The 23006-nt window shown below is 67.9% G+C and carries 21 protein-coding genes; 10 read left to right on the top strand and 11 right to left on the bottom strand.

Going from position 1 to position 23006, the window contains the following annotated elements; all coding sequences use genetic code 11:
* The first annotated feature begins 607 nt into the window (after positions 1–607).
* The 3 genes from ACZ5PO_RS30500 to ACZ5PO_RS30490 all read left to right on the top strand — a co-directional run bounded on the left by ACZ5PO_RS30500 (position 608) and on the right by ACZ5PO_RS30490 (position 2762).
* A complete protein-coding gene (locus ACZ5PO_RS30500; protein WP_464186139.1) occupies positions 608–1438 on the top strand; it encodes a hypothetical protein in 831 nt (276 codons plus the stop codon).
* On the top strand, positions 1438–2007 hold the full coding sequence (locus ACZ5PO_RS30495; protein WP_464186138.1) for a hypothetical protein: 570 nt from the start codon (positions 1438–1440) through the stop codon (positions 2005–2007). Before ACZ5PO_RS30500 ends, ACZ5PO_RS30495 begins: the two co-directional genes overlap by 1 nt.
* A 314-nt stretch (positions 2008–2321) precedes the next feature.
* Positions 2322–2762: a hypothetical protein gene (locus ACZ5PO_RS30490; RefSeq protein ID WP_464186137.1), complete on the top strand. Its 441-nt coding sequence runs from the start codon at positions 2322–2324 to the stop codon at positions 2760–2762.
* A 453-nt stretch (positions 2763–3215) separates the two neighbouring features.
* Here the strand turns inward: ACZ5PO_RS30490 and ACZ5PO_RS30485 are convergent, their stop codons facing one another.
* Positions 3216–4388, bottom strand: a complete 1173-nt coding sequence (locus tag ACZ5PO_RS30485; RefSeq protein WP_464186135.1) for a thiolase family protein — start codon at positions 4386–4388, stop codon at positions 3216–3218.
* 88 nt (positions 4389–4476) lie between these two features.
* Here ACZ5PO_RS30485 and ACZ5PO_RS30480 point away from each other — a divergent pair, with 88 nt between their 5' ends.
* Positions 4477–4659 (top strand): hypothetical protein, encoded by a 183-nt coding sequence (locus ACZ5PO_RS30480; RefSeq protein ID WP_464186134.1) that lies wholly within the window; start codon positions 4477–4479, stop codon positions 4657–4659.
* Positions 4660–4671: 12 nt separating this feature from the next.
* On the opposite strand, the gene ACZ5PO_RS30475 is transcribed toward ACZ5PO_RS30480, so the two are convergent.
* Positions 4672–6855, bottom strand: a complete 2184-nt coding sequence (locus ACZ5PO_RS30475; protein WP_464186133.1) for a glycoside hydrolase family 3 N-terminal domain-containing protein — start codon at positions 6853–6855, stop codon at positions 4672–4674.
* A gap of 43 nt (positions 6856–6898) precedes the next feature.
* On the opposite strand from ACZ5PO_RS30475, the gene ACZ5PO_RS30470 reads away from it, so the two are divergent.
* Positions 6899–7123: a hypothetical protein gene (locus ACZ5PO_RS30470; protein ID WP_464186132.1), complete on the top strand. Its 225-nt coding sequence runs from the start codon at positions 6899–6901 to the stop codon at positions 7121–7123.
* Entirely contained in the window at positions 7120–8889 is a 1770-nt protein-coding gene (locus ACZ5PO_RS30465) for an ABC transporter ATP-binding protein/permease (protein ID WP_464186131.1), read from the top strand. Before ACZ5PO_RS30470 ends, ACZ5PO_RS30465 begins: the two co-directional genes overlap by 4 nt.
* 96 nt (positions 8890–8985) lie before the next feature.
* Here ACZ5PO_RS30465 and ACZ5PO_RS30460 read toward each other — a convergent pair whose 3' ends face one another.
* From ACZ5PO_RS30460 to ACZ5PO_RS30425, 8 genes are all read right to left on the bottom strand, one after another.
* Complete coding sequence (locus ACZ5PO_RS30460) at positions 8986–10056, bottom strand: alkene reductase (RefSeq protein WP_464186130.1); 1071 nt, start codon at positions 10054–10056, stop codon at positions 8986–8988.
* A gap of 4 nt (positions 10057–10060) precedes the next feature.
* The gene (locus tag ACZ5PO_RS30455; RefSeq protein ID WP_464186129.1) at positions 10061–10498 is read right to left on the bottom strand and encodes a winged helix-turn-helix transcriptional regulator; all 438 of its coding nucleotides are present in this window, start codon (positions 10496–10498) and stop codon (positions 10061–10063) included.
* A 124-nt stretch (positions 10499–10622) separates the two neighbouring features.
* A complete protein-coding gene (locus ACZ5PO_RS30450; RefSeq protein ID WP_464186128.1) occupies positions 10623–11453 on the bottom strand; it encodes a formylglycine-generating enzyme family protein in 831 nt (276 codons plus the stop codon).
* 4 nt (positions 11454–11457) lie between these two features.
* Positions 11458–12594: a thiolase C-terminal domain-containing protein gene (locus ACZ5PO_RS30445; RefSeq protein ID WP_464186127.1), complete on the bottom strand. Its 1137-nt coding sequence runs from the start codon at positions 12592–12594 to the stop codon at positions 11458–11460.
* Positions 12591–13001, bottom strand: coding sequence for a Zn-ribbon domain-containing OB-fold protein (locus tag ACZ5PO_RS30440; RefSeq protein WP_464186125.1), 411 nt, complete (start codon positions 12999–13001; stop codon positions 12591–12593). The genes ACZ5PO_RS30445 and ACZ5PO_RS30440 overlap by 4 nt, the downstream gene beginning before the upstream one ends.
* Positions 13002–13118: 117 nt before the next feature.
* A complete protein-coding gene (locus ACZ5PO_RS30435) occupies positions 13119–13751 on the bottom strand; it encodes a TetR/AcrR family transcriptional regulator (RefSeq protein ID WP_464186122.1) in 633 nt (210 codons plus the stop codon).
* A gap of 99 nt (positions 13752–13850) precedes the next feature.
* Positions 13851–15011 (bottom strand): acyl-CoA dehydrogenase family protein, encoded by a 1161-nt coding sequence (locus ACZ5PO_RS30430; protein ID WP_464186121.1) that lies wholly within the window; start codon positions 15009–15011, stop codon positions 13851–13853.
* Positions 15012–15024: 13 nt separating this feature from the next.
* Positions 15025–16584 carry an acyl-CoA synthetase gene (locus tag ACZ5PO_RS30425; RefSeq protein ID WP_464186119.1) on the bottom strand — a complete coding sequence of 520 codons (1560 nt, stop codon included), beginning with the start codon at positions 16582–16584 and terminating at the stop codon, positions 15025–15027.
* Positions 16585–16774: 190 nt separating this feature from the next.
* Between ACZ5PO_RS30425 and ACZ5PO_RS30420 the strand changes: the two genes are divergently transcribed.
* The 4 genes from ACZ5PO_RS30420 to ACZ5PO_RS30405 all read left to right on the top strand — a co-directional run bounded on the left by ACZ5PO_RS30420 (position 16775) and on the right by ACZ5PO_RS30405 (position 21480).
* Positions 16775–18004 (top strand): ABC transporter substrate-binding protein, encoded by a 1230-nt coding sequence (locus tag ACZ5PO_RS30420; protein WP_464186117.1) that lies wholly within the window; start codon positions 16775–16777, stop codon positions 18002–18004.
* Between the two features lie 58 nt (positions 18005–18062).
* The gene (locus tag ACZ5PO_RS30415) at positions 18063–19250 is read left to right on the top strand and encodes an acyl-CoA dehydrogenase family protein (protein ID WP_464186116.1); all 1188 of its coding nucleotides are present in this window, start codon (positions 18063–18065) and stop codon (positions 19248–19250) included.
* Positions 19247–20773, top strand: a complete 1527-nt coding sequence (locus ACZ5PO_RS30410) for a class I adenylate-forming enzyme family protein (RefSeq protein ID WP_464186115.1) — start codon at positions 19247–19249, stop codon at positions 20771–20773. Before ACZ5PO_RS30415 ends, ACZ5PO_RS30410 begins: the two co-directional genes overlap by 4 nt.
* Before the next feature lie 248 nt (positions 20774–21021).
* Positions 21022–21480, top strand: coding sequence for a hotdog family protein (locus ACZ5PO_RS30405; RefSeq protein ID WP_464186112.1), 459 nt, complete (start codon positions 21022–21024; stop codon positions 21478–21480).
* Between the two features lie 21 nt (positions 21481–21501).
* Here ACZ5PO_RS30405 and ACZ5PO_RS30400 read toward each other — a convergent pair whose 3' ends face one another.
* Positions 21502–22992, bottom strand: a complete 1491-nt coding sequence (locus tag ACZ5PO_RS30400; RefSeq protein ID WP_464186111.1) for an amidase — start codon at positions 22990–22992, stop codon at positions 21502–21504.
* Positions 22993–23006: the final 14 nt, after the last annotated feature.

Genomic DNA, 23006 nt, shown 5'->3' with positions numbered 1-23006 from the left:
GACTGCGGGAACCGCGTCCGAGAGTAGATGTGGACGGGATCGAAACATCGCGTTCCGCTCGAGTTCCTGCGGATCAACTGACCGGCTCCTCCACGAGCGCTCGCAGTTGCCCCTCCGGCGCAGCCGAGGGTTAGGGCGGCTGGGCCTGACGTATGGCTCGTTCGAGCCGTAGCCGGCGAGCGCTCGCCCGCCAGTGCGGAACGAGCTGGCGGCCGACGCGCCAGCCGCCAGCTCCGCCCCGGCGAAATCCGGAGCGCGAGCAGCGGCCGGGCGGCGCTGTGCATGCGCATTTGAGAGGAGAGCAGCGCGGTCTCCCGCACCGGGCGTTCGCCCTCGTCGCTCACGGTCACCTCGACCTCCACCGTGTCGTCGTGGCCGTGCGCCGCCACGCTGAGCCCGTGATAGCGCATGTGCCCGTAGGAGATCACAGTTTCGCACCGCGCCGGCGAGCTCACGAAGGTTTTCGTTCGCGTTGAGCTGAGAAGTCCTGTTTTGTCCACATAATGTTCTTCTTATGTTCTTGATTTTTCGGTGTCTGCAAGGCATAGTTGTATCCGTGTATCGGAGCAAAGGGCCGGCGCCGGCGAACGCGGGAGCGAGCAAGCTTATGGCGGGACTACAGTCGAAACGTGATCGCGCGGGTGCAATCCCGATCGGCGGTTCAGGAGGCCGGCGCGGCGGACTGACGCCGCTGGCATCCCCCTGGGAACGCGGCCAGCGCCTGAGCACGCTGGCGGAGCCGGCACAGACGCTCGATGCATTGGCCGGACCAGCACCGTTAGATCCGCCGGAAGCGACGGAGTCGCCCACACGGGTGCGGCCCGTTCCTCAAGCGATCGACGCGCCCCCTACTCAAAACATCGCTGATCTGGCCGGCGAAAAGGAGCCGGCTTACTTCGACGTGTTCCTCAGGCCGAACGCGCCGAGCCGAACCGAAGGGCATCCTTGGCCGGGCGAACCGGCGGCCGGCGCGCCAGCCGGCCAAGCCGGATTACTGCGATGGCTGGATCAACACCCGACAGCCAAGGCGTGGGCGCCTTCTGCCGCACGACGGGCAGGGAATGTCGCCGGGCTCGGCAGAGGGCTGGTACACAACGTTTTGGGAGTCGGCGAAGCGGGACTCTTCCTGGCCAGGCTTCAGAATCCTGTGCTGGATCGTCTGCTGCCTGGCGAATCTGCTCGCACGACGCTCTATAACACCGGCGAGCAGGTCGGGCGTTACGTTGCTGCCGGCCTTCGTGATCCACAAAGAGTCATTGATGGTGGCAAGAAGATATACCACCAGATGCTGGTGGACTTGGATCCAGGTGCAAGCCCCGCCGCTGACACCCTCGGTGGTGAGCTGCGACGTAACTTTGATATTGGGATGAACCAGGGCGAGGTCGGCTTCGACATTGGAACGCTATTTGCTGGTGGGGGCTTAAAGCGGCCGGTCTGATGAGCAGGACGGTCCGGCCGTATAGCGCCGCCCATTTCATGGATCAGGGTTTCTCCCGGTGGTTGGCAGATTATTTGGCTCAGCCTTACACCGGCTGGGGGCATCACTACATTCCTCGACGCTGGGCAAATTGGATCAATCCCGTTACCCAACGGTGGCTCGGATTCTCTATTTTGCCGAAAAGCTATATGGATGGCCCCTTCAACGTCTGGAAGCCGCGAAATATAGCGCGCGGGCAATTCTATGAGGGGCACTTCGCAATCGATCCGATGTTCTTTGGAACCAGGCTGCCGGGTGCGGGACGCGGCCAGGGTTGGAGCGGCAAGAAGCTGGATCTCGACAAGTTCGGTTGGTTGGAGCGCGCGTGGTCCGGCGCTCCGGCGCCTCTAAAGGAGGCAGTGGGCACGGGTTTGGGCGTCGGGACGGGTGTGGGAGGTGCGTCGCACGGGCTGCGGAATTCGGGGCCGCCTGAAGATGATGAGGCAATCGAGGTGGCGCCCTGGCGCAAGCCCACCGGTTGGCCGCTCGCCCCGTCGTGGGTCACGCCGCCTTTGCGCGGCATGCCGTAGAGCTCCGTAGGCGCAAGAGCGGAGGTCATCGTGCCTAAACTCAAGCCGTGGGTCGAATGCCGTTCGAGCCCCCCTTTGGACACGAAGAGCCCTTCTTGGCACTTCCCGGATCGCAAGCGTCGGCCGGCGACGACGCGTGACAGTGACCGCATGGCGGGGGCGACATAGAGGGGCAGCACCGGATCGCCGCCTTCGACAGCCGTGCTAGGCGTGCGTGCTCATCAAATGTTCCTTCTATGTTCTTGACGGCGCTGACTCGGCAATTCATGGTTGCGAGGGTCGGCTAACCGGCTAGCAGGGCAGGAGATCTCGACGTGAAGGTCAGGCCGTGGGCGGAGTTCCGTTCGGATCTCCCCACCGATGTCATCGACGATGGGGAGGGCATCCTCCAATATGGTGGCCGGTCCGTTGCAGACGCCATCGCCCAGGTGCTGCGGGAGCTGGGCTGCGACGTCAGCCCGCCGGATCCCCAGGGCGAACAGGGCTGGAACCTCTATGTCACGTTCGAGCGCCGGAGCCTCTGGTGTCAGATCTCCCATTTCGGCCGCAATGAGGATCGCGACGACGAATATCTGTTTCTGTTCGACCAGAACAAATTTATCGGCAACCCGTTCCGCCGCTACCATCCGGCCTACCTCGACATCCTGAGCAAGCTCGCCGTCGCGTTGGCCAACGATCCGCGCTTCCATGATGTCCTGTGGTTCGAGCAAGGTATGGAGGAGGCTCCCGGGGCTAAGACGCCGGTCGACCCCTAGTGTGGTGGATCTGAAGTGTCCGTCCCCCCACATGGCATCCATGTTCAGGACCTTCAGATCCATTAACCCGCACTCGAATCGCAGAGTTGCTAGTGTGCCTTGAGAACCCGAAATTTGCTCCCAGCGTCGCCACGAGGTGGCGCGAAGTTCGGATTCTTAAGCCACACTAGAGCAGGATGATTATATTCGAAGAATTCTGTGCTAGGACTTTGTTTTGACTATGATTTTGTCCAGAAACCGGTACCTCCTTGTTGGGGTCGTGTTGGAGGACAAAGCTCTCTGCTGCCGAAACGTGATAGCCGGACTTGTCCGGCGCTTCCTCAGCAAGAAAGCAGGGTGTCGAACGCGGGCTGTTCGTTCGCCTCCCGCAGATTTGAGCGTCAGCCGTCTCCGAGCGTCCCGCCGCCAAGCGGCGGCGGGACGCTGGTCTCTGCTCCGTTCGGTGCAGGGTGATCAGTTGTAGATCTCGAACAGCCCCGCGCCGCCCTGACCGCCGCCGATGCACATGGTGACGACGCCCCACTTCGCCTTGCGCCGACGGCCTTCCTGCAGAAGGTGGCCGGTACAACGCGCGCCTGTCATGCCGAACGGATGGCCGATGGCGATCGAGCCGCCATTGACGTTGTACTTGGCCGGATCGATGCCGAGCTTGTCGCGGCTGTACAGGCACTGGCTGGCGAAAGCTTCGTTCAGCTCCCAGATGTCGATGTCGTCGACCTTCAGGCCCTGGCGCTGCAGCAGCTTCGGCACGGCGAACACCGGGCCAATGCCCATTTCGTCGGGCTCGCAGCCCGCCACCGCCCAGGAGACGAAACGTCCGAGGGGCTGCAGGCCGCGGCGTTCGGCCTCCTTCGCTTCCATCAGCACGACGGCGGCAGCGCCGTCGGACAGCTGGCTGGCGTTGCCGGCCGTGATGTACTTGCCGGGACCCTTCACCGGCTCAAGCTTGGCCAATCCGTCCAGCGTCGTCTCCGGACGATTGCACTCGTCCCTGTTCACGACATAATCGACGATCGTCTCTGCCTTGGTGGCCTTGTCGACCTGCTTCATGCGGGTCGCCATCGGCACGATCTCGTCCTTGAACAGTCCGGCCGCCTGCGCCGCGGCCATGCGGCGCTGCGATTCCAGCGAATACTCGTCCTGATATTCGCGGCTGACCCCATAGCGCTCGGCCACGATGTCGGCCGTATCGATCATCGCCATGAAAATGGCCGGCGCGATTTTTGTAAGCTCCGGATCGATCGACTCCGTCGGCACGCCGCCGCCGGGAACGGAGATGCTCTCCACGCCGCCGGCCACGACACAATCGGCGCCGTCGCCGCGGATATGATTGGCTGCCATGGCGATGGCCTGGAGGCCGGCCGAGCAGAAGCGGTTGATCGATACGCCGCCGGTCGTTATGGGCAACCCGGCGAGCAGCGCCGCCTGGCGGCCGATGTTCGGCGCGCCGTGCGCGTTGTTCCCGAGATAGCAATCCTCGACGAACTCAGGCGCGACGCCGGAGCGCTCGACCGCATGCTTGATCGCATGCGCCGCCATCGACATCGGCGGGGTGATGTTGAAGCCGCCGCGGCCGGCTTTGGCCAATCCGGTGCGGGCATACGATACGATGACGGCTTCTCTCATTGTGCGCTCCTTGGGCTGCTGTTGAATGTTGCGTGGCGATCCGGTCATGTCGAGACGAAAACGACCGAACTGCCCCGGGGAATCGGACGTGTTCGAAGCACGCGTCGGATACGACCGTCTTGCCGCCGACGCGAGCCTCGACGAGGACGCACCCTGCGCTCTCGCTCCAGGCCTGCAGGGTCGGGATCCGCGCATTCGCGACGTCCGATGGCACGGCGCGGCCGCGACGCGCGATGCCGGCACGCAGCGGCCGATCCTCCACTACGAGTAGCGCCTGTGCCCGTCAGCCGACCGGCACCTCGACGCGCGCCCGCAACTGACCTTCCGGCGCGGCCGAGGGGCCGACGACGACCTCCAGACGGCTGGGGCTGACGTAGGGCTCGTCCGAGGTGCAGCTCGCGAGCGCCCGCCGGCTCGTACGGAAGGCAACGACGGTCGACGCGCCGGCCGCCAGCTCGGCCCCGGCGAACTCCCGGAGCGCCAGCAGCGGCCGGCTGATGCCGTGCGTGCGCACGTGGGCGAACACGAGCACGGTCTCCCGCGCCGGGCGGTCGCCGTCGTTGCTGACGGTGACCTCGATCTCGACTGCATCGTCCGGGCCGTCGCCACGCGCGGCGACGCGAAGCCCATGATAGCGGAAGCGTCCGTAGGAGAGGCCGTGGCCGAATGCGAACTGCGGCTCGATCGCCAGGTCCGCGTACCCCACCGTGTAGCGGTTGCCGGCCTCGTGCGGCCGGCCGGTGGCGGTCACGGCGTAATGTACCGGGATCTGCCCGACGGCCCGAGGCCACGATACCGGCAGCTTGCCGCTGGGGCTTACGGCGCCCGAGAGCAGGTCGGCCACGGCATGGCCGGCCTCGCTGCCGAGGAACCAGGTGGCGAGCACGGCGCAGGGCGCCGCGAACAGGGCAGGCGCCACCAGCGGCCGGCCGCACGACAGCAGCACCACGGTCGGTGTTCCGGTGGCGAGCACGGCGTCCAGCAAGGCCTGCTGGCCCGCCGGCAGGGACGGATCGGAGCGGGCCGCCGCCTCACCGCTCATGGCCGCGGTCTCGCCCAGGCACAGGATGACCACGTCGGCGTGGCGGGCGGCTTCAACCGCCTCCGCCTCCAGCCGCGCCGGGTCGCCGACGCCGACGATCTCCACCTGCGCCTCCGGCCAGGCCGCTAGGATCCCTTCGGCGAAGGTCACCACGGTGGACGTGTCACCGGTTCCGGCCCACGGCCCGAACATGTCGGCCTTCGAGACGGCCAGGGGGCCGACGACGGCGATGCGGCCGAGATCGGCCCGCAGCGGCAGCAGATCGCCGGGATTGGTCAGCAGCACCGCCGAGCCGCGCGCTGCCTCCCGCGCGATCCGGCGGCGCCGGGCGACCTCGTCGGCGGCGGAGGGCGGACAGGCGCGGACCGGGTCGTCGAACAGGCCGAGCCGCTCCTTCAGCCGCAGCAGGCGCAGCACGGCCTCGTCCAGATCCTCCAGGGCGGCCGCGCCGGCGTCCAGCGCTCCGGGAAGCCCCGACACGTAGAGGCCGGAGACCATGTCGATATCGTTGCCGCTGCCCAGCGCCAGCGCGGCCGCCTCCGGCCCGCTCTCGGCGGCGCCGTGGGCGATCAGCTCGGCCACGGCGTTGTAGTCGCTGACGGTGACGCCCTCGAAGCCCCAGCGGTCGCGCAGCTCGCCGCGCAGCAGCGCCATGTGAGCGGTCATCGGGATGCCGGCCACCGTGATGAAGGCCGGCATCACGGCCGCGACGCCGGCCTCCACCGCAGCCCGGAACGGCGGCAGGTAGACGGCGCGCATGGCGGCGTCGGAGATGTCGGCGGCATCATAGTCGCGGCCGCCGGCCACCGCGCCGTAGCCCGCGAAGTGCTTGGCCGTGGCCGCAACCGTGCGCGGATCGGCGAGGTCGTCGCCCTGGTAGCCGCGCACCTTGGCGCGGGCGACGCGCTCGGTGACGAGGGGATCCTCGCCGCAGCTCTCGCTGATGCGCCCCCAGCGCGGATCGCGGGACACGTCGAGCATCGGCGCGAAGGTCATGGTGACGGCATCCTCCGCTGCCTCGCGGGCTGCCTCCGCCGCCGTTTGCCGCCAGATTCCGTCGTCGAAGCACGCCGCCTCCGCCAGTGGAATGGGGAACACGGTGCGGTGGCCGTGCAACACGTCGAGGCCGAAGATCAGGGGGATGCCGAGGCGCGTCGTCTCGGTCGCAATCCTTTGTAGGGCGCGGGCATCGTCACCCCAGATGTTGAGAACGCTGCCGACGCCGCCGTGCGCGAGGCCCTTGAGCCCGTCCGGTGCGCCGGCCGGCCCGGTTATCACCGCGTCGGCGCTCACCATATTGAGCTGCCCGATCTTCTCGTCGACCGTCATGGCCGCCAACAGGGCGAGTGACCGGTCCACGGGCCGGCCGCTCGCCGTGTCGGCGGCGGGCGGGATCTGGGCGAGGAAGGACGTGAGTTTGGACACACGAGGCTCCGGCGGCTCTGGACAGAAGGCGACAGCCCCACGCATGAATGCGTTCGACGCCGGAGTCTATCGTACCCGCTCGGATGAAACGATCGTTTGGCTCCTGACCGAATTGGCCTTAGACGCCGGTTCAAACGTTGGGGAGAGACGGCAGGTGGCGGGCCAGGGCGCGACGACCGGGATCGGTATGAACATGGTGTTCCTCGACGGTGGCGCGCTGGCAGCTGCCGTTGCGGCTGTACGCGGCCAGCGGATGAGGGCAGGATGAGCGGTGCGACCGGGCCCGAAGGCACCGACCAGGAGTATTCGAACCGTCGGCTCGCCGCCGACGTCAACATGCTGGTGAAAGCGGCGATCGCGTCGCCGGAGCGCAACCAGCTCGGCCTGCTGTTGATCGGCGTCGTCATCGTCGTCGGTGCGGTCGCCTACATGCAGATCGTGCTCAACGCCTGGAACCAGCCGTTCTACGACGCCCTGTCGGGCCGCAACTTCTCCGCCTTCATGCGCCAGCTCGGCGTCTTCGCCGTCATCGCCGGCGTGCTGCTGTGCCTGGTCGTGGCGCAGACCTGGCTGCAGGAGATGCTCAAGCTGGTGCTGCGCAAGCAGGCGACGCGCGACCTGCTGGACCAGTGGCTGGCGCCGGGCCGGGCCTTCCGCATCAGCCGAGCCGGCAACATCGGCGTCAATCCGGATCAGCGCATGGCCGAGGACACGCGCCACCTGACCGAGCTCTCGGCCCAGCTTGCCATCGGCCTGTTCCAGTCGACGCTGCTCCTGATCAGCTTCGTCGGCGTGCTGTGGGGCCTGTCGAAGAGCGTGGTGTTCAACTACAAGGGCACCGAGTTCGCCATCCCGGGCTACATGGTGTGGTCGGCGCTGTTCTACGCCGGCACCGCGTCCTGGCTCAGCTGGCTGTTCGGCCGCCGCCTCATCGCCTACAACGGCCAGCGCTATGCGCGCGAGGCGGATCTGCGCGTCGCCATGGTGCGCGTCAACCAGCACGTGGATGCGGTGGCGCTCTATGGCGGCGAGGCGGACGAGCGCCGCCGGCTGGACGCGCCGCTCAACAACGTGCTCGGCGCCATGCGCCGGCTGGTCTCGGCGTTGGCGCGGCTGACCTGGGTGACCTCGGGCTACGGCTGGTTCGCCCTGGTGGCGCCGATCATCGTCGCCGCGCCCGCCTATTTCAGCGGCAAGCTCACGTTCGGCGCGCTGATGATGGCGGTCGGCGCCTTCAATCAGGTGCAGCAGGCGTTGCGCTGGTTCGTCGACAATTTCGCCGTCATCGCCGACTGGCAGGCGACGCTGTTCCGCGTCGTGTCCTTCCGCCAGGCGCTGCTGCGCATGGACGAGGCGCCGCCGACCAAGGGCGAGGAGCAGATCCAGCGCGAGCGGAGCACTGACGACACCCTGTCGTTCGCCGACCTGGAGATCGACTGCAACAATCACCGGGCCACGCTGAGCAAGCCCGACATCACCCTGCATCCCGGCGACCATGTGCTCATCGCGGGAGAGCAGGGGGTCGGCAAGACCAGCCTGTTCCGGGCCATCGCCGGCCTGTGGGAGATCGGGCGCGGCACCATCCACCTGCCGCCGCGCAGCGAGATCATGTTCATGCCGACGCTGCCCTACCTGCCGCCGGGCACGTTGCGCGACACGCTGCTCTATCTCGCGCAGGATCCGGCCAGTGACGATGCCCTGCGCAAGGCGCTGGCCCGCGTCAAGCTCGACCATTTCGCCGCCAACCTCGACCGCTATGCCGAATGGGACCGCGAGCTGTCGCACGACGAGCAGCAGCGCCTCGCCTTCGCCCGGGCGCTGATCCAGCAGCCGCGCTGGATCATCATCGACGAGGCGATCGAGCAGATCGACATCCGCTACCGCAACGACGTGGTCTCGATCTTCGAGGACGAGCTCAACGATTCCGCCATCGTCAACATCACCACCCACGCCGAGCATCAGGACTTCTACGACCGCAAGTACCGGCTGGAGCGGGTGAAGGCGGAGGCCGAGGAGCCGGTCGCCGTGGCGTGAGCTGCCGCGCAGTCGAGCGCGCGGGCGATGCGGATGCCCGTGTCCGTCGGCGTTGTCGATGCCCCAGCCGACGGTCACATGGTGGGCGATGGCCCCTCAGCCCGCCGCCTCTTCCAGCACGGGATAGTCGTTGTAGCCCGTCTCGTCCGCCGTGTAGATCGTCTTGGCATCGACGGCGTTGAGCGGCGCGCCGCGGCGAAAGCGCTCGACGAGGTCGGGATTGGCGATGAAGAGCCGGCCGAAGGCGGCTGCGTCCGCTTCGCCGTGGGCGATGGCCTGCTCCGCCGTCTCCTGCGTCAGGCCCTCGTTGACGATGAACGCGCCCTTGAACAGGCGACGCACGAGCGGGCCGATCTGCTGCTCGCCGCGCCCAAACTCCTCGCGGGCGAAAATGAAGGCGAGGTGGCGCGCGCTGAGCTGCTCGGCGACGTAGGAGAACAGGGCGCTGGGATCGGAATCGTGCATCGCGTGCGAGCTCGACGCCAGGTTCAAGTGGACGCCGATCCGGTCCGCCGGCCAGACGGTAAGGAGCGCATCGACGGCCTCGAGCAGGAAGCGCGCCCGGTTCTCGATAGCGCCGCCGTAGCGATCGGTCCGCTTGTTCGATCCGTCGTGCAGGAACTGGTCGAACAGGTAGCCGTTGGCCGCGTGCAGCTCGACGCCGTCGAAGCCGGCACGGAGCGCGTGGGCCGCTCCGACGCGGAAATCCTCGACAATGCCCGGGATCTCGTCCGTGTCGAGCGCACGCGGCACGGTATAGGGACGCTGGGGCCGCAGGACGCTGACGTTGCCGTCGAGCGCAATGGCGCTGGGAGCTACGGGCGGCTTGCCGTCATGAAAGATCGGGTCCGACACACGCCCCACGTGCCAGAGTTGCGACACGATCCGTCCGCCCGCGGCGTGAACGGCGGCGGTGACCTCCGCCCAGCCGCTCACCTGCCGGTCGGACCACAGACCCGGCGTGTTGGGATAGCCGACGCCTTGCGGGCTGACGGAGGTGGCCTCCGACAGGATGAGACCGGCACCTGCCCGCTGGACATAGTGCTTCACGTTCATCGGGCCGGGACTGCGCTCGTCGAAGGCGCGCATCCGGGTCAGCGGCGCCATGACGATGCGGTTGGGCAAGCTCAAAGCGCCGATCTGGACCGGGTCGAACAGCGTGGGCATCGGTCTACCTTTTTGCGGAGGGTGGTCTTTTCGCGGAGGGTGGTCTTGGGCGGGGGCGATCTGCCGCGGGCCGGCCGATCGAGTGGAAAGTTGCGGCCGCGCCGTCGTGCGGTGCTGCCTCGGTCGGGGGCGCATGCAGCTTGCCCCACGCGATGAAAGCCTCCAGGACGGATTGGAAGTCGCGGCCCGATGCGGTCAGCACATATTCGCGCCGGTTCTGATGGCCCGCACATTCGCGGCGCTCCAGCAGGCCCTGAGCGACCAGCCAGTTGAGGCGGCGCGTCAGTGTGTTGGAGCCGATCCCGAGACTCTTCTGAAATTCGTCGAAGCGCGTCGTGCCGCGCCATGCATCGCGCAGGATCAGAATGCTCCACCACTCGCCCACCTTCTCCAGGCTGCGCGCGATCGGGCAGGGCATGGACTTGAAGCATTTGCGTTGCATCGCATCGCACCCGATGAAGCCGTTTAACTTCCATGATGGAAGTCACGAGTCAATAGCTTCCATGATGGAAGCTATCTTGTGGCCGAAGATCCTGGATTTTCGGGGCGGTGGCTTGAGCGGCCGTTCAATCGAGCGAGCAGGCGACGCGGAAGCCGGTGTAGATGAACCGATGTCCGGCCGGCAGGCTGCTGCGGTAGGCGCTGCGGAGGTACTTGGGGGCGCTTCCCCAAGAGCCGCCGCGGACCATACGGCGGCGGCAGTCGCCGGTGTCACGCGCGCTGCCGTCGCCGGAATTGCCGGCATTGCTGTCCGTCCAGCAGTCGGCGCACCACTGCCAGACGTTCCCGTGCACGTTGTGAAGCCCCCACGCGTTGGGCGGGAAGGCGTCCGCCGGCACGGTCCCGGGCTCGCGGCTGTCGCGATAGACGGCTGCAGCCGGCGAGATCGACGGCCCCCACCAGAACGCGGTGACCGTGCCGGCACGGGCGGCGTACTCCCACTCCGTCTCGCTCGGCAACCGATAGGGACGCTCGGTCTCCGCCGCGAGCCAGGTGACATAGGCCATGGCATCGTGCCAGTTGACGGCCACCACCGGGTGGTCGTCGTCCTGCGGATAGCCCGGGTCGGCCCATGACGCGTCCGGGTCGACCTGCCAGCCGTCGTCGACCCAGCGGCGTGCGCCGGGCTCGACGACATAACCGGCGCTCTCGACGAACGCGGCGAATTCGCCGCGTGTCACGGCGAGCCGGCCAATGGCGAAGGGGCGGGCGATGGCGACCTCGATCCGCGGGCTTTCGGTACCCGCCTTCCAGGGCTCCCGCTCGGCTTCATCGGGCGGAGATCCCATGGTGAAGCGTCCGGCGGGCACGACCACCATCTGCGGGCCAAAGGCTGCGTCCTGGAACCACTCGGTCCCGCCGGTGCAGGGCCGAGGAGGGCGGTCGGTCGCGTGCATCGCGCTACTGGTTGGTGAGCACGGCCGTCGCCGCCGCGCCGAACATGCCGCCGACCCCGTGCACCACGGAGATCTGCGCGTCGGGCACCTGGGCCGCGGCGGTGCCGCGCAGCTGCCGCACCCCTTCCTGCAGCGCGTACATGCCGTAGCGGCCGGAGTGCATGTAACAGAGGCCGCCGCCGTTGGTGTTGGTCGGCAGCTCGCCGCCGGGCGCGGTGCGCCCCTCGGCGATGAAGGCGCCGGCCTCGCCGGGCGCGACGAAGCCCAGATCCTCCAGGCCATAGATCGGCAGGTGGGCAAAGGCGTCGTAGATCATCAGGTGATCGACGTCGCCGTGGCTGATGCCGGCGCGCTCGAACGCCCGGCTGCCGGACACGCGAAAAGCCTTGCTGGAGGTAAAATCCTCCATCTGGCTGATCATCGGCATCTCGAGCGCCTCGGCGCTGCCGAGCAGGTGGACGGGCCGACCGGGCCTGTCCTTGGCGCGCTCCGCCGACGTCACCACGAGCGCGCCGCCGCCGTCGGTGACGAGGCAGCACATCAGCTTGCGAAAGGGGTAGCAGACCATGCGCGAGCTCAGCACGCCGTCCACGTCGATGGGGTCGCGCAGGGTGGCGCGTGGATTGAGCGCTGCCCATTGCCGCTGCACCACGTGCACCATGGCGAGCTGCTCCTCGGTCAGCCCGTAGGTCTGCATGTAACGAAGCACCGGAATCGTGAACAGGCTCGGCGGACCCCAGACGCCATAGGGCAGCTCGAACTGCCGGTGCATGTCGGTCCACTTCATGTCGAGCGGGCCGACGCCCACCTGCGAGCGTCCGCTCTCGCCGTGGGTGATGAGCACCGTCGTGCACAGGCCCGCCTCGATCGCCGCAGCCGCATGGCTCAGGTGCATGATGTAGGAGCAGCCGCCCACGTCGGTGCCGTCCACCCAGACGGGCGTGATGCCCAGGTGCTTGGCGATGAGCCAGGGCATTTCTTCGGCGCAGGCGATGCCGTCGATGTCGGCGGGCGTCAGTCCCGCGTCCGCGATGGCGTTCAGTGCCGCGTCGCAGTGCAGCTGCAGCTGCGACATGGTCGGGACGGTGCCGAGAAGCGTGGTCTCGGCTGCGCCGACGATGGCTGCGCGGGGCTTGCTCATGGCCGCGCCTCCGCCGGCCGGAACTGCGGCAGCCAGATCGTGTCGCTGATCTGGCGGAAGGTCGCCTCCAGCGGCATGTCGAGCCGCAGCGCTTCCGGCGTCTGCGGACAATCGACGATGTTGCTCATCATCCGTGGGCCCTCGTCCAGCTCGACGACGGCGATGGCATAGGGCGCTTTGTAGCCCGGCACGTCGCGATGGCTGATGGTGTAGCTCAGCAGGCGGCCGCGGCCGCTGGCCCTGCACACCGAGACCTGACGGCTGGCGCAGGCCGGGCAGAACGGCCGTGGTGGGAAATACACTGAAGCGCAGGCGTCGCAGCGCTGCAGCAGCAGCTCGCCGCGCGCCGCTCCTTCCCAGAAATGGCTGGTTTCCGGCGTCGGCACCGGTACCGCTCGTCCGTCCATGTGAACTCCATCGCTTGTCGGCAAGCCTCGGCCGTTCGCCCGCTTGGCACGGGGCGCGGCACAATCGTCGGTCATGGGTGGCGCGGGCGCGCAGCCCTGCGCTGCTTGGGCGCCCGGTCAGGGATCGGGCGGCTTATCCGGCGCCGGGCTGAGCGCCGGCGCTTTGGCCGCCGGTGTTTCCGCCAGCGCCCGCACGATCTTGAGGTAGGTGCGCAGCACCCACTTCGGCACCTCGCCCCGCTGGTTGTAGTGCTCGTAGATCAGCGTGCGCGCTGCGATCAGGATCAGGGCCAGCACCTCGAGCTCGCGCGCGCTGAAATCGGCGAACTCGCCGTTCTCCTTGTTGGCGCGCAGCGAGTCCGTGTAGTGGCCCAGCACGTTGGCCATGTGCTGCTCGTAGGCGTCGGGTGCGAACACCTGCGCCTCGGTGAACACCCGCAGCGTCGACGGATTGGCCTTGGCGTAGTCGAAGTAGGCGCGCGTGCCGCGCTCCTCCACTTCCACGGCGGAGCTGGCGCCGCGGATCTCCTGGCCGAGGGCACCGAGCATGCGCCCGCCCACCTCGGGCAGCAGCTTGTCGAACAGGTCCTGGCGGCTTTCGAAATACTGGTAGAACGTGCCGAGTGCGAGCCCGGCGCGAGCGGTGACGCGCGCGATGTTGGCGCCCCCGTAGCCATCCTCGCCGACGATCTCGGCGGCGGCGTTGATGAGGGCATCCCAGTTCTGGCGCGCCCGCTCCTCGCGGCTCACGCGCTGGCGACGGGGCTTCTGGATGGGCTGGGCGGGGATGGCGGCGTCCTCTCAGGTTCGGGTCTTGTCAAAATCGGGTCTTGTCAGAAACGGGCTTTTTCATAAACGGGTCTTGGCGATGATATCGGGCAGTGCCCTGGCGATGATCTGCTTCATGATCTCGTTCGTCCCGCCGGCGATGCGCTGCACGCGGGCGTCGGCATAGGCCCGGGCGATCGGCGTGTCCCACACGAAGCCGTAGCCGCCGTAGAGCTGCAGGCAACCGTCGACGACGCGGCCTTGCAAGTCCGTGCACCAGTATTTGGCCATGGCCGCGGTCACCGGGTCGAGGCCGCCGCGCACGACGAGCTCCAGGCAATGATCGACGAAGACGCGGCCGACCTTGGTCTCGGTGGCGAGCTCGGCCAGCCGGAACTGGGTGACCTGGAAGTCGGCCACCGCCTTGCCGAAGACGCGCCGATCGCTGGTGTAGGCGTAGGCGTCGTCGATCGCCTTCTCGCAGACGGCGAGGCCGAGGGTCGCCATCTGCATGCGCTCCCAGGCCAGCTCCTTCATCAGATAGCCGAAGCCCTTGCCCTCCTCGCCCAGCAGGTTGCTCGCCGGCACCCGCAGGTCGTCGAAGTAGAGCTCGGCCGTATCCTGCGCCCGCAGCCCGAGCTTCTTCAGCAGCTTGCCGCGCCGGAAGCCGGGCCGGTCGGTCTCCACCAGGACGAGCGAGATACCCTTGGCGCCGGCCGCCGGGTCGGTCTTGCACACCAGGATGACGAGGTCGGCGTTCCAGCCGTTGGAGATGAAGGTCTTGGAGCCGTTGATGACGTAGTCGCAGCCGTCGCGGACGGCAGTGGTGCGGATGGCCTGCAGGTCCGAGCCCGCCCCCGGCTCGCTCATGGCGATGCCGAGGATGGCCTCGCCGGTGGCGAGGCGCGGCAGCCACGTGCGCTTCTGCTCCTCCGAACCGTAGGCGAGGATGTAGGGCGCGGCGATGTCGGAATGGACCCAGAAGCCTGGGCCGCTATCGCCGGCGCGGCCCTGCTCCTCCAGCATGACGGCGGGGTAGAGCCGGTCGGCGCCGGCGCCGCCGTAGGCTTCGGGGATCGCCATGCAGAGGAAGCCGAGTTCGCCGGCCTGGCGCCAGACCTCGCGGTCGACGTAGCCCTGCTCCTCGAAGCGGTCGCGGTGGGGCGTCACGTGCTCCGCGTAGAAGCGGCGGACGGAAGCGCGGAAGGCGTGGTGCTCCTCGGCGAAGATCGGTCGTGTCATGTCGCCCCCCGCCTCAATGGATATGCTTGTCGTGGGCGCGCCAATAGGGCTCGCGCAGCATGGTCTTGAGGATCTTGCCGGCCGCCGACAGGGGCACCTCCCGATCGGTGACGTCGACGCTGCGCGGACACTTGTAGCCGGCAATGTGGCGGCGGCAGTGAGCGATGATGTCGTCGCCCGTCACGTTCGCGTCCGCCACCGGCCAGACCACCGCGTGCACGGCCTCGCCCCAGCGCTGGTCCGGGATGCCGATCACCGCGCACAGGCGCACGGCCGGGTGCTGGGCGATGGCGTTCTCGACCTCGGCCGAATAGACGTTCTCGCCGCCCGAGATGATCATGTCCTTGAGCCGGTCGACCACATAGAGGAAGCCGTCCTCCGCCAGATAGCCCACGTCGCCGGTGTGCATCCAGCCGTTGCGCAGGGTCGACGCGCTGAGTTCCGGCTGGTTCCAGTAGCCCGCGGTGATGTTGGGGCCGCGCACGACGATCTCGCCGACCTCGCCGGGTGGCAGCGGCCGATCCTCCGCGTCGACGATCTTGAGCGCCACGTGCGAAGCCGGGCGACCGGCGGAGCGCAGCTTGCCGGCGTTGGGGCCGCTCGTGACGTGAAAATCCGGCTCCAGAATGGTGGCGATGGCCGACGTCTCGGTCATGCCGTAGGCCTGCACGAAGCGCACCCGGGGCAGGGCCGCGATGGCGCGCTCGAGCAGCGCTTCCGCCATGGGCGAACCGCCGTAGAAGATGGTCTCGACCGAGGCCGCCTTCCCGGGCGAAAAGCCCGGGTGCTCGATCAGCATCTGGATCATGGTGGGCACCAGGAGGAGGTGCGTGGCGCCGCTGTCGGCGATGGCGCGCAGCACCTCGGCCGGATCGAAGGCCTCGACGAAGACGTGCGTGCCGGCGACCGCCGTTAGGGCGAAGCCCGCCGCGGCGTCGGCCAGGTGGAAGCTCGGCGCCGCGTGCAGGTAGGACGAGCGCTGGCGCATGTTGAGCCAGATGGCCTCCGCCATGCCGTTGGTGACCAGGTTGCCGTGGCTCAGCATGACGCCTTTGGACCGCCCGGTGGTGCCGCCGGTGTAGAAGATGCCGGCGGTATCGTTCCAACCGCGGACGGCGTCGCGCACCGGCTCCGCAGCGGCGATCAGGCTCTCCCAATGCAGCGCGCCGTCAGGCGCCGAGCCCGCGCCACAGAAGATCAGTGTCCGAACGTCCGGCGCGGCCGCCAGCAGATCGGGCGCGAGCGCGGCGAAGTGATCGTCGAGGATCAGGATCCGGGCACCTGAATCGGTCAGCGCGAAGGTGATCTCGGGAACGGCCCAGCGGGTATTGAGGGGTACCGCGATGCCGCCGGCCCAGAACGTCGCGTAGTAGTATTCGAGGTAGCGGCTGCCGTTCTTGGCCAGCATCGCGACGCGGCCGCCGGGCTCGATCCCCGAATTCAGAAAAGCTGCGGCGAGCCGTTCCACCCGCGCGACGAATTCGCGCCAGGTGAGGGACTTGCCGTGATCGATGGTTGCTATGCCGGTGGCGTTGACCTGCAAGGCTCGCTCCAAGGAGCTCGTCAGATTCATATCCTCCCATCCATCTTTATCTTGTCTTGCCGGGAAGTATGAGCGGCCGCCGGGTCGAGTCAATCATATTTTGAAAATTGAACCGATTTTCATTTTGTTGACTCGGGTCGGCTTTTGACGGAGGCTTCGGGCAAGCGGGACCCGGCGCAGACCGACGCCCGCATCAAGCAATGCGATCGGGAGGAACGGGATGCGAAGCTCTGGACGGGCCGGATGGGGCGCGGCCCTGGCCGCGATGCTGCTGGCAGCCGGGCAGGCGGGCGCCGAGCCGGCAGCGATGCCGGACGAGATCCGCATCGGCGTCCTGACCGACATGGCGAGCGCCTACGCGGATCTGGTCGGGCCAGGCTCGGTCATCGCCGCGCAGATGGCGATCGAGGATTTTCAGGCGCAGGACAAGCCGTCGTTCAAGGTCCGGCTTTACTCGGCCGATCACCAGAACAAGCCCGACATCGCGTCCAACATCGCTCGCCGCTGGTTCGACGAGGACAAGGTCGACATGGTCACCGACGTGACCGGCGCCTCGGCCGCGCTCGCCGTCTCGAAGCTGGCGCCGGTCTACAACAAGGTCATCTTGATGACCTCGTCGGGCCAGCCCAGCCTCACCAGCGAGGACTGCCAGCCAACGGTGCTGCACTGGACCTACAACACCTATGCCATCGGCCGCTCGACCGCCGAGATCGTCACGCGCGCCGGTAAGGATACCTGGTTCTTCATCACCGCCGACTACGCTGGCGGCCGCTCCATGCAGGACGGCGCCACAGCCGGCGTGCTGGCCGGCGGCGGCAAGGTGATCGGCGCGGCGAAGCACCCGCCCGCCTCCGGCACGGACTTCTCGTCACAGCTGCTGACGGCGCAGGCCTCCGGCGCCAACGTCATCGGCATCGCCAATGCTGGCGCCGATGCCATCAACACCATCAAGCAGGCCCACGAGTTCGGGATGAGCAAGACGCAGACGCTGGCCGCGGCGCTGCTGTTCATCACCGACATCCATAGCCTCGGCCTGCCGGTGGCGCAGGGCATGTACCTGACCTCGGCCTTCGACTGGGACCTGAACGACGCCAGCCGTGCCTGGTCGCGCCGCTTCTTCGCCCGCCACGGCAAGATGCCCACCATGGTGCAGGCCGGCCTCTACTCCGCCACGCTGCACTACCTGAAGGGGGTTCAGGCGGCGAAGACCGCCGAGGCCAAGGCCGTCGTCGCCGCCATGAAGGCGGCGCCGGTGCGGGACATGTTCACGCCCGACGGCCGCATCCGCGAGGACGGGCTGATGGTGCACGACCTCTACGTCTTCAGGGTCAAGACGCCCGCCGAGTCGCGGGAACCCTGGGACCTGCTGAAGCTCGAGGCGACGATCCCCGGCGACAAGGCGTTCGCGCCTCTGTCGGAGAGCAAGTGCCCCTACGTGACCACGCGGTAGCGGGGACGATTCCCGCGAGCGCTGCCGCCCGCCCGACCCCTCGCACATGGAGCTCGGCATGACAGCCAGCGCCCCCTCGATCGATACCTCGGCGCTCTGGTCGGCCTATGTCGACCAAGCCTACGTCGACCGACTCCGAGCCTACGCCCGCGAGGTCGTGGCGCCGGAAGGCGAGCGCATCGACCGCGAGGACATCTATCCCGTCGCCATCATGAAGGACCTGGCTCGCCACGGCTACAGCACCGTGGTGCTGGAGCCGGAGCTGGGCGGCGCGGGCCTCAGCTATGCGCACGCGGTCGCGGTCTGCGAGGAGCTGGCGGTGGCGAGCGCGGCCGTCGGCATTTCGCTGATCACCATCTTCCAGGCGCAGACGATGATCCGCAGTTTTGGCGCCGACAGCCTGAAGCGGCGCTACCTGCCGGCCTTCGCCGAGGGCCTGCTGTCGTCCTACGCATTGACCGAGGCGAGCCACGGCAGCGACATCCGCAGCCTGGACACCAAGGCCCGGCCGCAGGGCAGCGAGTGGATCCTGCACGGCGAGAAGCACTTCATCACGTCGGGCTCGGCGGCCGAGTTCTTCATCATCCTGGCCGAGACGGAGAACGGCGTCTCGGTGTTCGCGGTGCCGCGTGATGCAGCCGGGCTGTCCATTTACAAGGGCGCCAACTCAGCCACCTGGGGCCTGCGCAACGGCCCGCACATGAACGTCGTGCTCGACGACGTGCGCCTGCCGGCCGACCACCTGATCGGCGTAGAGGGCAAGGGGGTGCGCCAGGCGGTGACCGTGCTCAACCACTCGCGCACGCTCGCCGGCGCCATCAGCCTCGGCGTGGCGCGGGCGGCTTTCGAGGGCGCGCTCAGCTTTGCCCGTGACCGCGTCGCGTTCGACCAGCGTGTGCTCGAGTTCCAGGGCATCCAATGGTACTTCGCCGACATGCTCACCGAGATCGACGCCGCGCGGCTGTTGATCTACCGGGCCGCCGGGGCATTGGGCGATGGCGAGCAGATCGCCCGCTGGGGCAGCGAGGCCAAGTACAAGGCCTGCGCCGTGGCGACCGAGGTAGCCGCCCGCTCCGCCCAGATCTGCGGTGCGTACGGCATCATGGAATCGAGCCCGTTCGGCCGCTTCCTGCGCGACGCCAAGGCCTATGAGGTCGCCGGCGGCTCGGCCGAGATCCTCAAGAACACCATCGCCAAGTTCCTGCTGCCGGTGGCCGGGCTGGGCGGGGCCCCGGGCCGTCCATGAGCGCGACGCTGCCCGGCCGGCTCATCCACCAGGCGCAGGCGCGGCCGGATGCCCCGGCGCTAGTCTTCGACGACGGTACGATCACCTGGGCCGAGTTCGCCGACCTGGTCCTGCGCACCTCGACCCTGCTGCGGAGCCGCGGCGTCGGCCCAGGCGATCACGTCGCCTTGCTGTGCGGTAACCGGCCGGCGTTCGTCGTCGCGTTCTACGCCCTCGCTAACATCGGCGCGGTCACGGTCTCCGTGAACACCGGGCTCGTGGGCGAGGGCTTGCGCCATTCCATCGCGCAGTCGGGCGCGTGCACGGTGCTCGCTGAGCAGGTGATCCTAGACCGCGCGGCGGCGGACATCGCATCCCTGCTCGCCGATCGCCTTGTCGTTGCGTTCGCCGGTGAGGCCGATCTCTTCACGGCCGCCTGCACGTGCGAGCCGGACGTCCTGTTCGACGGGCGGGGCTCCGATCCGCTCAGCATCATCTACACGTCGGGCACGACGGGCCTGCCCAAGGGCGTGCTCAACTGCCACGAAGCCTATCTGGCGAGTGGCCGGTGGATGGTGAAATCGCTCGCCATCACGGCCGACGACCGCATCATGGTCTGCCTGCCGCTGTTCCACGCCAACCCGCAGATGTACGCACTGATGTCGGCGCTGGAGACCGGCTGCGCCGTCGTGATCCGGCCCAAGTTCTCGGTCGGCAGCTTCTTCGACGACGCGCGAACATTCGGCTGTACCCTGTTCACCTATGTGGGCACGCTGCTCGCGATGCTGACCAGCCGCGTCCGCGAGCCCGACACGGCTCACCGGCTGACACGCTGCGTCGGCGGCGGCTGCCCGCCCGAGGTCTGGCGGGCCATGCAGGACCGCTTCGGCATCAAGCCCTATGAGCTCTACGGCATGACCGAGGTCGGCGGCTGGGTCACTGGCAACAGCACCGAGGCCTACCGCTTCGACACCTGCGGGCACGTCCGGCCGGACATGGAGGTGCTCGTCGTCGATGCGCAGGACGAGCCGGTGCCGCCGGGAACGCCGGGCGAGATCGTCGTGCGCCCCAAACGGCCGTTCACGCTGCTGCTCGGCTATTGGGACAATGCGGAGGCGTCCTGGCAGGCCGCCCGCAACTTCCTGTTCCACACCGGCGACCTCGGCATCTTCGATGCGGACGGCTTCCTGTCGTTCCGCGGCCGGCTGAAGGACACCATCCGACGCGGCGGCGAGAACATTGCGCCGGCCGAGATCGAAGCGGCGCTGCTGGCCCACCCGGATATCGACGAGGCCGCGGTCGTCGGCGTCGCCGATCCGATCTTCGGCGAGGAGATCAAGGCGGTGGTTGTGGCGCGGCAGCGCCTTGAGCCCCGCGATGTCAGGCGGTTCCTCGAGGGGCGCGTCGCCCGCTTCATGCTGCCCCGTTACGTGCAGTTCGCCGCCAGGCTGCCCAAGACCGAGACGGCCAAGGTCATCCGGCGCGAGTTGCTGACCTTGCCGGACGAGATCTTCGATCTCGCCGAAGCGGGCAGCGACCGCTAGTGCATCGGACCCAAAAGTGGATGCCGGCTTTAGGACAAATCGGATGCTGAAACAAAGAGTTAGAGCGACAGCTCCGATTCCATCGGAGCGTCCGTCGCTCCAGCGAGGGCTTGACGTTCTAGGACGATTTGGTCGAGCAACGATGGGTGGCCGGGTCAAGCTTGGCCATGACGAAAGTGCGTTACATTTCAGCGTCGTGGCCGGACTTGACCCGACCACCCATCGGATAGGGCAAAGGGCAGGTCCACATGCGCACCATCGGTTCGGGTTTCCATTTCGAGGACTTCACACCCGGCGACGTGTTCCGGACCGTGGCCCGCACCATCACCGAGACGGATCTGGTCAACTTCATCACCTGCGCCGGCATGCTGGAGGCCCTCTTCATCGACGCCCAGTACAGGGCTTCGCAGGCAGCGACGAGCGGCCGGCTTGTTCCTGCGGCCCTCGTCTACGCTGTTGCGGAGGGCCTGGTGCTCAACGCGACGGCACAAGCCACCGGGCTCGCCTTCCTGCACATGGAGCTCAACGTGCTGAAGCCGACCGTCGCCGGCGACACCATCCACGTGGAGGTCGAGGTCATCTCAGCCGAGCCGGCTTCCCGTCCCGGCCGCGGCAAGGTCCGGACGCTGAACCGGGTGGTCAACCAGCGCGGCGACGTGGTGATCGAGTACAACCCGCTGCGGCTGATGGCCGGGCGCAGCGGCTGATGCGCGCCACGGCCCCGGGCCTCAGAGCGGCGGCGCGCTGGCCGGCGGGCGGCGGTGCGACGTGGCCTGCTCGAAGGCGTAGCCCAGCTTGAACAGCTCCGGCTCATGGTAGGGCAGCACCACCATCTCGATGCCGACCGGCACGCCCGCAGGCGTGAACCCGGCCGGCAGGCAGATCGACGGCAGCCAGGTCTGCGCCGCGATCAGCGTGTTGGTCGGAAAGGCGAGCACGGGCCATTTGCCGGCGCGCAGCTCTTCGCGCTTGGGCGGCAGCACCTGGGACGGCGGGAAGCAGATCGACACCAGGCCGTTGTCAGCCATGATCTTGACCACGGCGCGCTGGAAGGCGTCGCGGGCCGCGAGCTTCCGGTAGTACTCCGGGTCGTCGGCCGGGTGCAGCGGCCCCGTCATGATGTCGTCGATGAGGTCCATGCCCTTGTGGTACTGGCCGTCCTTGTAGATGGCGTCGAGCGACGAATAGGGCAGGGCCGGGCGCGAGGCCAGGAAGGCGTTGATGTCGTGGCGCGAGTGGGTGATGTAGAGCGAGGTCTCGACCACGAAGTCCATGAGGTTGGGCAGGCTCACCTCGACGATCTCGGCGCCGGCTGACTTGATCTCGCCGATGGCCGCGCGCACCACGGCGTTCACCTGGGCGCAGTCGGGATCCTCGTCGCTGCCGAACGCCTCCTTCAGCACGCCGACGCGTGCGCCCTTCAGCCCGCCGACGTCGAGGTTCTGGGTGTAGCTGCCCGTGTGCCCGGCGATGACGTAGGCGGTGGTGTAGGGGTCCTTGCCGTCGTAGCCGACGATGGCGTCGAGCAGGATCGCCGCGTCGGTGACGGTGCGGGCCATCGGCCCGGCCGTATCCTGGAACACCACCAGGGGCGACAGACCGCTGCGGCTGATCAACCCCGGCGTCACGCGCACGCCGACCAAATTGTCGAAGCTCGACGGCAGGCGGATCGAGCCGCCGGTGTCCTCGCCGATGCCGACGGTGGCGAGATTGGCGGCGATCGCGGCGCCCGTGCCGGCGCTCGAGCCGCCAGGGTCGCGGTCCAGGTCGTAGGGGTTCTTGGTCTCGCCGTTGACCGAGGAATAGCCGAACCAGGAGGTGGCGAAGTCCGGCATCGCCGTCTTGCCGAGGATGATGGCACCGGCCTGCTTCAGCTTGGCGACCACGGTCGCGTCCTCCTCCGGCACGTAGCCGGAGAGCCCGACGCAGCCGAAGCGCGTCTCGATGCCCTTGGTCTCGGCCTGGTCCTTCACCGCCACGGGGATGCCATGCAGCGGGCCGCTCAGCGTCCCGCTCGCGGCGAAGGCCTTGTCGAGGGCGGCGGCCTCCGCCAGGGCGTTCGGATTGAGCTTGACGAAGGAATTGAGCGCCGGGCCGCCCTGGTCGTAGGCGGCGATGCGGTCGAGATAACCCTGCACCAGCTCGACGCAGGTCAGCGTTCCCGCCAGGTAAGCGGCGTGGATATCGCGGATGGTGGTCTCTTCCAGGGAGAAGCTCATGGGGTCACCTGATG

The sequence above is a fragment of the Chelatococcus sp. KU-N122 genome, from assembly GCF_055391085.1.
Note: the sequence above shows the minus strand (reverse complement) of the source record. Positions and strands in the feature narration are given on the sequence as shown.

What these genes read in the sequence shown, in the direction of transcription:
- ACZ5PO_RS30500 (WP_464186139.1), top strand. Translation starts at nt 608, where the DNA reads ATGGCGGGACTACAGTCGAAACGTGATCGCGCGGGTGCAATCCCGATC.
- ACZ5PO_RS30495 (WP_464186138.1), top strand. Translation starts at nt 1,438, where the DNA reads ATGAGCAGGACGGTCCGGCCGTATAGCGCCGCCCATTTCATGGATCAG.
- ACZ5PO_RS30485 (WP_464186135.1), bottom strand. Translation starts at nt 4,388, where the DNA reads ATGAGAGAAGCCGTCATCGTATCGTATGCCCGCACCGGATTGGCCAAA.
- ACZ5PO_RS30470 (WP_464186132.1), top strand. Translation starts at nt 6,899, where the DNA reads ATGAATGCGTTCGACGCCGGAGTCTATCGTACCCGCTCGGATGAAACG.
- ACZ5PO_RS30465 (WP_464186131.1), top strand. Translation starts at nt 7,120, where the DNA reads ATGAGCGGTGCGACCGGGCCCGAAGGCACCGACCAGGAGTATTCGAAC.
- ACZ5PO_RS30460 (WP_464186130.1), bottom strand. Translation starts at nt 10,056, where the DNA reads ATGCCCACGCTGTTCGACCCGGTCCAGATCGGCGCTTTGAGCTTGCCC.
- ACZ5PO_RS30455 (WP_464186129.1), bottom strand. Translation starts at nt 10,498, where the DNA reads ATGCAACGCAAATGCTTCAAGTCCATGCCCTGCCCGATCGCGCGCAGC.
- ACZ5PO_RS30450 (WP_464186128.1), bottom strand. Translation starts at nt 11,453, where the DNA reads ATGCACGCGACCGACCGCCCTCCTCGGCCCTGCACCGGCGGGACCGAG.
- ACZ5PO_RS30445 (WP_464186127.1), bottom strand. Translation starts at nt 12,594, where the DNA reads ATGAGCAAGCCCCGCGCAGCCATCGTCGGCGCAGCCGAGACCACGCTT.
- ACZ5PO_RS30440 (WP_464186125.1), bottom strand. Translation starts at nt 13,001, where the DNA reads ATGGACGGACGAGCGGTACCGGTGCCGACGCCGGAAACCAGCCATTTC.
- ACZ5PO_RS30430 (WP_464186121.1), bottom strand. Translation starts at nt 15,011, where the DNA reads ATGACACGACCGATCTTCGCCGAGGAGCACCACGCCTTCCGCGCTTCC.
- ACZ5PO_RS30425 (WP_464186119.1), bottom strand. Translation starts at nt 16,584, where the DNA reads ATGAATCTGACGAGCTCCTTGGAGCGAGCCTTGCAGGTCAACGCCACC.
- ACZ5PO_RS30420 (WP_464186117.1), top strand. Translation starts at nt 16,775, where the DNA reads ATGCGAAGCTCTGGACGGGCCGGATGGGGCGCGGCCCTGGCCGCGATG.
- ACZ5PO_RS30415 (WP_464186116.1), top strand. Translation starts at nt 18,063, where the DNA reads ATGACAGCCAGCGCCCCCTCGATCGATACCTCGGCGCTCTGGTCGGCC.
- ACZ5PO_RS30410 (WP_464186115.1), top strand. Translation starts at nt 19,247, where the DNA reads ATGAGCGCGACGCTGCCCGGCCGGCTCATCCACCAGGCGCAGGCGCGG.
- ACZ5PO_RS30405 (WP_464186112.1), top strand. Translation starts at nt 21,022, where the DNA reads ATGCGCACCATCGGTTCGGGTTTCCATTTCGAGGACTTCACACCCGGC.
- ACZ5PO_RS30400 (WP_464186111.1), bottom strand. Translation starts at nt 22,992, where the DNA reads ATGAGCTTCTCCCTGGAAGAGACCACCATCCGCGATATCCACGCCGCT.